Here is a 7,357-nt window from a genome sequence, read left to right on the forward strand (position 1 = left end):
ATCTTATTTAACTGTAGGGTGTGTTAGGCACGGATAACAAATTCAGCATTTCAACCAATAATTAAATTCCCGTGCCTAACGCACCGTTTTCAAAGTTTGTAACACCTATGAACATTTCTCACCATGAATCCGAAATAGCCAAGTCCTGTAATCAATACAATAATTTATTGAACTCTCACAATCAGATGTTTGATAATGTACTAATAGCAATTTTCTACAACTAAGCTCCCTGAAAATGAAGGTTGTCAAAACTTTACTTATCAAACTGTTCCTTCTATCTATAACAGTTAGTTCAGCTTATGGAGAAGAAATATCTACATTCGACGATCCAGAAGCAATTAACAATTCTTTAGAACAGGTTACTTCTGTTTCCCAACTCTCTGATGTCAATCCTACAGATTGGGCATTTCAAGCTTTACAATCTTTGGTAGAACGTTATGGTTGTATTGCAGGTTATCCAGATAAAACTTACCGAGGTAATCGGGCGTTGTCGCGTTATGAATTTGCTGCTGGACTTAATGTTTGTTTAGACAAAATCCAGGAATTAATTGCTGCTAATTCTGCCACTTTTATTCACATGGAAGATTGGAAAACTATCAGTAAGTTACAAGAAGACTTTACTACTGAATTGGCTAGTTTGCGCGATCGCATTACCGCCCTCGAACTACGCACCTTAGCATTGGAAAAACAACCGTTTTCCACTACTACAAAACTGAGTGGTCAAGCTATTTTTGCATTTGCTGTACCAATTAGCGATCGCCAACGTCCACTAATCCAAGCTGATCTAAAAACTTCTGTTACTAACGACGATCGAGCAATATTCGCTAATGTCCTACAACTAACATTAAATACTAGTTTTACAGGAAAGAATTTATTAAGCGCCCAGCTATTAGCTTATAATGCTCAATCTTTCAATGTTTACCCAGAAGGATTCTCTTTTATTCCCCAAGATGGAACGCCAAACAATTCGGTAATTATTGATAATTTATCTTATAGTTTTCCCATTGGCGATCGCATTCAAGTCAACTTATTTGCTTCTGGTGCGGGTTCTGCTGATATTGTAACTACAACTATTAGCCCATTAAATAACTCTGCTCAAGGATCGCTTTCTAACTTCAGTTTTCCCCCGCAATATCAGTACAATAACCCAACTACGGGTGCTGGTGCTTCTCTTAATTTTAAATTGAGCAAAAATTGGATTTGGGATTTTGGTTTTACCTCCGCACCAATACCCAATATTCCCTCTGCTGGTGCTGGTTTGTTTAATGGTTCTTATACGCTCAATACTCAATTAAATTATTTAAGTGATTGGTTAGATATCAGCTTTTACTATGCTAATTCTTACGTGAATCGTAATTTTGGTAGTGCGGTTTTATTATTAGCAGGTTATCAACCTAATTTACTTACTGAATCTACAACTCAAATTTCAAATATCTATGCAACTCAATTTAACTTTAAACTGGGTAACAATAGACAATTTAATATCGGCGGTGGTTTTGTTTATGCTAAGGTTCAGGGAATTGGATCTCGCCCAGATTATGATGCTTGGAGTTATCAAGCAACTTTTGCTTGGAATACTCCTGATGGTAGTCAACTGGGAATTTTAGCAGGTGTACCACCTTACACTAGAGATTTAGCTAATCAATCCAAAAATACAGGGTTGATTGCTGAAGTTTATTACCGTTATCAACTAAACGACAATATTTCTATTACTCCGAGCATTACTCGGCAAGTGAATCCTTATAATGTGGAAAGTAATCCTAATGCTTGGATTGGTGCAATTCGGACTACTTTTAGTTTTTAGTATGTTCTTTTGCGATCGCTTCCCAAGTGCCAAATTATGATTCCCGAACTACCAAAACAGCACAATGAGCATGATGTACAACATGATCGGTTACGCTTCCTAACAGCACTCGCTCAATGACTCCATAACCATGAGAACCAATTACAATTAAATCGCAGTTTTCCTGTTGAGCAACATCACAAATAACATTTTTTGGTTCGCCATATTCTAACCTAGATATAAACTGAACGCCTTTTTCATGACAAAGATTTTCTGCCCATAGGATAGCTGACTTAGTTTGTTTTTCTTCCAATTCCACTGCCTCTGTTTCCTCTTGCCAAACAGTTGATGGGGCTTCTCCAAAAACACCAGGTACAGGAGACATAGAGGGAATTATTACGGGTTCTTCAACTCCTAAAACCAGGAAGGTTGTATCTTGGTGATTAATTAAACGCAGTGCTTGTTCAAAAGCTTTGTGGCTAGATTCAGATTCATCAACAGCAACTAAAATTTTCATCATACCCTCCAAAATAGAAAGACTTTTTTACAGTTTAATTTCGCTTCGCTATCAATGGTAATTGTGTTAACCTGTTACGCATTTAAATTACTTATTAACGAGTAGGGTGCGTCAGACAGTAAAGCCTTACATAGAAAGGAAAATATCCCCTTCTGACGCACCCTACAATATAACTTTTAAATGCGTAACAGCTTAAACATAGCTTAACACAATTAAGTTAGGAAACGAATGTTTAGGGAGCAGTTTTGAGATTCTGGCAAACATCAGAGGCTTTATCTTGGGGAGGGGTAAAGGGGCTGGAGCAGTTAAACCATTTGATTAAGCCAATGTCAACAAATAGACTAACACCTATAAAGGCAACGAGTAAAGCCGCCAATGATAGGATAATTTTTGTTTTATTAGCCACCTATTTTGCTCCTTAAGATATGGCAAAGTAATTCTTACTGATCTTCTTTGCAAATCAACTTATGATACCGAAAAAAAGTGACAAAGAGGTGAAATTTACATTTAATGAGGATTGTAATTATTTCTTTCACTTATTTTACACTTTTCCCAAGTAAAATTTTTAAGTTAGTATTTATCAGAATATCCATGAAAGCTTATGATTATCAAGATAAAATGGAGATGGTGAATCCTTCTGAAGATCCGAGCGAGCAATTGCTTTCTGTGCTTAGTCACGAACTCCGTACTCCGATCGCTTCTCTACAAGCAGCGCTCGACCTATTGCAAATTTGTCAACAAGACGAGCAATCTCTGGAAGCTCAATCACTCTTAACCTTAGCTGCGGATAATATCGATCGCTTAACCCACACCATCCAGAATATTCTTGATTGGTACGAAATCACACATAAAACAAATTCTCTGTTTAAGCATCCCTTGGATGGGGCAGCTTTAATTAAGTGTATTGTAGATAAAGTACAATTAACAGCAACTGGGCAGCGAATTGGGATCAATTTAGATATTCCTAGCTTTATTCCTTTAAAGGCAGATGATTATTATTTAAGTCGCGCTTTATCCAATCTTCTCGATAATGCGATTAAGTTTTCTCCTAGCGATCGCCAAGTTTGGTTAACTGCCACAATAGTTCAAACCGGAAAATCTTTAGATTTACCTACTTTACCTTACGTTTTGATTGCAATTAAAGACCAAGGTGCGGGAATTCCTGAGACTGCACTACAAGAAATCTTTCAACCCTTTAAGCAAGTCGATTCCTCAGACACTCGCAAGTATGGAGGGTTGGGATTAGAATTAGCAATCTGCGATCGAATCATTCAAGAACACCAAGGAAAAATCTGGGCTGAAAGTACATTGGGGGAGGGTAGTATTTTTTATGTTGCCTTACCAGTAATCAAAAACACAGATTTTCACATCTATCCAAAGAAATATTAATTCCCATCTAAAGATGTATACCTTAAGATAGATGAGGGTGTCAAAAGGGAAAACCAGAGTGGACGATCGCACAAAAACCAAAGAGCAACTAATTCAAGAATTGCAGGCATTACGAGCCGAGGTAGCGACCCTCAAACAGCATTCAGGCTGGAATTCTTCTTTTAGATTGCCGCCTTTGCATAGTGTGAATGGAAATCACTCCGCAAAGGGGGCAACCAGAACCAAGGTTTTACAGTTGCAGCAAGAGAAAAATTTCTCCCAACAAGCAAAAGAAAAAGAGAGCGATACCGGGCAACAGCTATACCAAGAACTCATCGAGCAAGAGCAATTGTTCGCTGGTTTTTTTAATGCCGCAACTCAATCTAATATTGGATTATTTATCGTTGATACAAACTTAAAATTCCTCCATATAAATCAAACGTTAGCAGATATTAATGGATATTCCATTGAGTTCCATTTGGGTAAATTTTTACCTGACTTGTTGCCCGAACTTGCCCCTACTTTAACTCCCTTGTTCCAGACTTTAATAGAGACAAGGGAACCAATCTCTAATTTAGAAGTATCTGGTTATGCACCCAGTCAACCAGGAGTTTTACGACATTGGATGAACTCTTTTTTTCCCATTTCCAGCCCTACGGGTGAAGCGATCGCGATCGGTGGTATTGTAGTAGAAATTACAAAGTATAAACAAGCGATCGAAGCACTTCACCAAAGTGAATTTAATCTGCGTACTGCCCAACGAATTGCTCATGTGGGAAGTTGGCATTGGGATTGTAAGAAAAAAACTGTCATTTGGTCCCAAGAAATGTATCGAATTCATGGACTCGACCCTAATCAACCTGCACCACAAGGGAAAGAAATAGAACGTTTAATTCATCCAGACGACTTAGCTGAACATCAAAAATTGGTCGAGCGAGCCCAGGCAGGTTACTCCTTTGAATTTGATTTACGCATTATTCGTCCCGATGGGGAAATCCGCTACATTGAAGCACGGGGAGAACCGGGAGTTTACAATGAGCAGGGAGAATTGTTGCACTTGTATGGTACGGCGCTGGATGTAACCGATCGCAAACGAGTAGAACAAGCATTGCGTCAAAGTGAATTTGCTCTACGAGAGGCTCAACGGATTGCCCATGTGGGCAGCTGGCAATGGCAGCAAGAAGATAGAAAAATTTCCTGGTCTGAAGAAATTTATCGTATTCATGGACTCGATCCCAACAGTTTTGTGGCTGATTTGCAAAAGCGAGAAAAGTATGTCCATCCTGATGATTTAGAAATTCATCAAGAAATTGTTAACGCATCACTTAGGGGTGAACCTTATGAATACGATCTGCGAATTATTCGTCCAGATGGGGAAATTCGCTATATCGAAGCTAAAGCAAAGCCGGGAACATTTAATGAGCGAGGGGAACTGATTGGGTTATTTGGCACACTGTTGGATGTAACCGATCGTAAACGAGTAGAAGCACAACTCCGTCAAAGCCAAGCAAATTTAGCCAGAGCGCAAAAAATTGCTCATATCGGCAGTTGGGAGTATGAGATTGCCAGCCAAACTTGTACTTGGTCAGAGGAATTGTATCGGATTCATCAACTCGATCCAAGTCAAAAAGCGCCAGTAGGGGAAGAAATGGATCGCTTGATTCATCCTGATGATTTATGGATCAATCAACAGTTGGTGAAAGCTCGTCTAGCAGCCGGAGAGTGTTGTGAAGCAGATCTGCGAATCGTGCGACGGGATGGGGAAGTGCGATATATCGAAGTTCGGGGTGAGCCAGTTTTTGACTCCCAAGGACAGATAACTGGTTGGGTGGGAACGGTGATGGACATTACCGATCGCAAACAAACCGAAGCCAGCTTGCGAGAATGGAATCGCAGATGGCGAAGTCTTTTAGATCAAGTACAACTAATGGTGGTGGGATTAGATACCCAAGGGTTTGTTGAGTATGTCAATCCTTTTTTCTCTTCTATTACAGGCTACAAAGAGTCAGAAATTATTTCTCAAGAATGGTTAAAAACTTTTGTAGTTCCTCAAGAATGGCAAGTGTCAAAAGACCATTTTGTTAATTTACTAGAACAGCGGGTTCAGTATTCATATTATCAGAATAGAATTATCACAAAATCAGGAGAAGAACGCATTATTGTTTGGAATAATACTGCCCTGCAAGATCCTGTGGGAAATACAATCGGTATTATTGGAATTGGTGAAGATATTACCGAACAGCATAAATTAGAGCGTCTCAAACGTGAATTTGTTTCTATTGTTAGTCATGAACTACGAACTCCTTTAACTTCTATGCAAGTTGCTTTAAGTTTGCTGGATCAACAATTAGTTGAACCGACATCAGAAGAGGGGCAAGGGATGATTCGTGTGGCGACAGAAGGTGTCGATCGCCTAGTGCGTTTAGTGAATGATATCCTCGATTTAGAAAGACTTGATTCTGGTGAATTTCATATTGAAAAACAGCTTTGTTACCCAGCGCATTTGATTGAAAGTGCGATCAATCAAATGAAAGATTTAGCAAATAAATCAAATATCAAATTTGAAGTATCTGTGATATCTCGTCCCATTCAAGGCGATCGCGATCGCTTAATTCAAGTTCTCATAAATCTACTCAGTAATGCAATTCGTTTTTCTCCCGTACATTCAACTATTCAAATTCATGTAGAGACATTTCAGGAAACATCTGTACATAATTTATTCTCTGCCACATTCATGAAATTTATGGTCAAAGATTACGGGCGTGGCATTCCCAGCGATTGGCTAGAAAGCATTTTTGAGCGGTTTCAGCAGGTAGATGCTTCGGATTTTCGTCAGAAAGGCGGAACCGGATTAGGATTAGCAATTTGCCGAAGTATCATTCAACAGCATGGAGGGCGAATCTGGGCAGAAAGCAAATTAGGAAAAGGCAGCAGTTTTTATTTCACTTTACCGATTTCAGAGGGCGATCTCAATGGCAAAGAAACGTATCCTATTAATTGACGATGAACCAGGAATCCGTCAAGTAATCCCAGTTGCATTCCGAGTGATAGCTGCTTGGGAAACCTTGGTTGCAGATTCTTGTCAAGCTGGTATTATCATTGCGGAAACTGAGCAACCAGATGCGATTTTGCTAGATGTAATGATGCCAGAAATCGATGGTATTACAGCCTTCCAACAAATGCAAGTTAATCCTATAATTCGCTTAATTCCGATTATTTTATTGACAGCTAAAGCACAAGCAAGCGATCGCCAAAGGTTTGCTCAATTAGCGATCGCCGGAGTTATTACCAAACCTTTCAAAGCACCGGATTTAGTCCAGCAAGTTCGATTAATTCTTAACTGGGATGACTAATATCATGTTCGATCAATTACCCATTCTGTAGAAACGTTATATATAACTTCTCTACAGGGTCGTGTAAAAAAGATATTATTGCTGATCAACCGGACATGATATTAAAAAGTTAGGTAACTGCTCACCGCAACAACGTTGCGGTATTGCTAATAGGATTGATGGAGAGACTAAAGCACCTGAGACTGAATCATCAGCAAGTAGGGCTTGCTGAAAAAGTAACAGAAAAGGAAAAGGATGATTAACTAGCTAATGGAGTAAGAGTGATAGATAAGTTTTCTTCGAGTTAATGATTTAACAAATAACTTGTGATAATCAATTACTCGAAAAAAGTAATTG

At 38.9% G+C, this 7,357-nt stretch carries 6 protein-coding genes; 4 read left to right on the top strand and 2 right to left on the bottom strand.

Translation table 11 applies throughout. The annotated features are described in order from the left end of the window. Positions 1 to 235: 235 nt before the first annotated feature. Positions 236 to 1,804 (top strand): iron uptake porin, encoded by a 1,569-nt coding sequence (locus tag ACE1CC_RS12760; RefSeq protein WP_413270813.1) that lies wholly within the window; start codon positions 236 to 238, stop codon positions 1,802 to 1,804. Between the two features lie 34 nt (positions 1,805 to 1,838). Here ACE1CC_RS12760 and ACE1CC_RS12765 read toward each other — a convergent pair whose 3' ends face one another. Together ACE1CC_RS12765 and ACE1CC_RS12770 are read right to left on the bottom strand one after the other, a co-directional pair. Beyond that, positions 1,839 to 2,303 carry a universal stress protein gene (locus ACE1CC_RS12765; RefSeq protein WP_413270814.1) on the bottom strand — a complete coding sequence of 155 codons (465 nt, stop codon included), beginning with the start codon at positions 2,301 to 2,303 and terminating at the stop codon, positions 1,839 to 1,841. 229 nt (positions 2,304 to 2,532) lie between these two features. Further along, positions 2,533 to 2,706 carry a hypothetical protein gene (locus ACE1CC_RS12770; RefSeq protein ID WP_413270815.1) on the bottom strand — a complete coding sequence of 58 codons (174 nt, stop codon included), beginning with the start codon at positions 2,704 to 2,706 and terminating at the stop codon, positions 2,533 to 2,535. 185 nt (positions 2,707 to 2,891) lie between these two features. On the opposite strand from ACE1CC_RS12770, the gene ACE1CC_RS12775 reads away from it, so the two are divergent. The 3 genes from ACE1CC_RS12775 to ACE1CC_RS12785 are packed head-to-tail and all read left to right on the top strand — an operon-like array spanning position 2,892 to position 7,021. Continuing rightward, positions 2,892 to 3,689: a sensor histidine kinase gene (locus tag ACE1CC_RS12775; protein ID WP_413270816.1), complete on the top strand. Its 798-nt coding sequence runs from the start codon at positions 2,892 to 2,894 to the stop codon at positions 3,687 to 3,689. A 58-nt stretch (positions 3,690 to 3,747) separates the two neighbouring features. Further along, positions 3,748 to 6,669 carry a PAS domain S-box protein gene (locus tag ACE1CC_RS12780; protein ID WP_413270817.1) on the top strand — a complete coding sequence of 974 codons (2,922 nt, stop codon included), beginning with the start codon at positions 3,748 to 3,750 and terminating at the stop codon, positions 6,667 to 6,669. After that, positions 6,641 to 7,021 carry a response regulator gene (locus tag ACE1CC_RS12785; RefSeq protein WP_413270818.1) on the top strand — a complete coding sequence of 127 codons (381 nt, stop codon included), beginning with the start codon at positions 6,641 to 6,643 and terminating at the stop codon, positions 7,019 to 7,021. Before ACE1CC_RS12780 ends, ACE1CC_RS12785 begins: the two co-directional genes overlap by 29 nt. Positions 7,022 to 7,357 lie beyond the last annotated feature (336 nt).

The sequence above is a fragment of the Floridaenema aerugineum BLCC-F46 genome, from assembly GCF_041929345.1.
Lineage (GTDB): Bacteria > Cyanobacteriota > Cyanobacteriia > Cyanobacteriales > Aerosakkonemataceae > Floridanema > Floridanema aerugineum.

Bases quoted from the DNA above. Each gene is read 5' to 3' on its own strand.
- ACE1CC_RS12775 (WP_413270816.1), top strand. From the start codon at position 2,892: ATGAAAGCTTATGATTATCAAGATAAAATGGAGATGGTGAATCCTTCT.
- ACE1CC_RS12765 (WP_413270814.1), bottom strand. From the start codon at position 2,303: ATGATGAAAATTTTAGTTGCTGTTGATGAATCTGAATCTAGCCACAAA.
- ACE1CC_RS12785 (WP_413270818.1), top strand. From the start codon at position 6,641: ATGGCAAAGAAACGTATCCTATTAATTGACGATGAACCAGGAATCCGT.
- ACE1CC_RS12760 (WP_413270813.1), top strand. From the start codon at position 236: ATGAAGGTTGTCAAAACTTTACTTATCAAACTGTTCCTTCTATCTATA.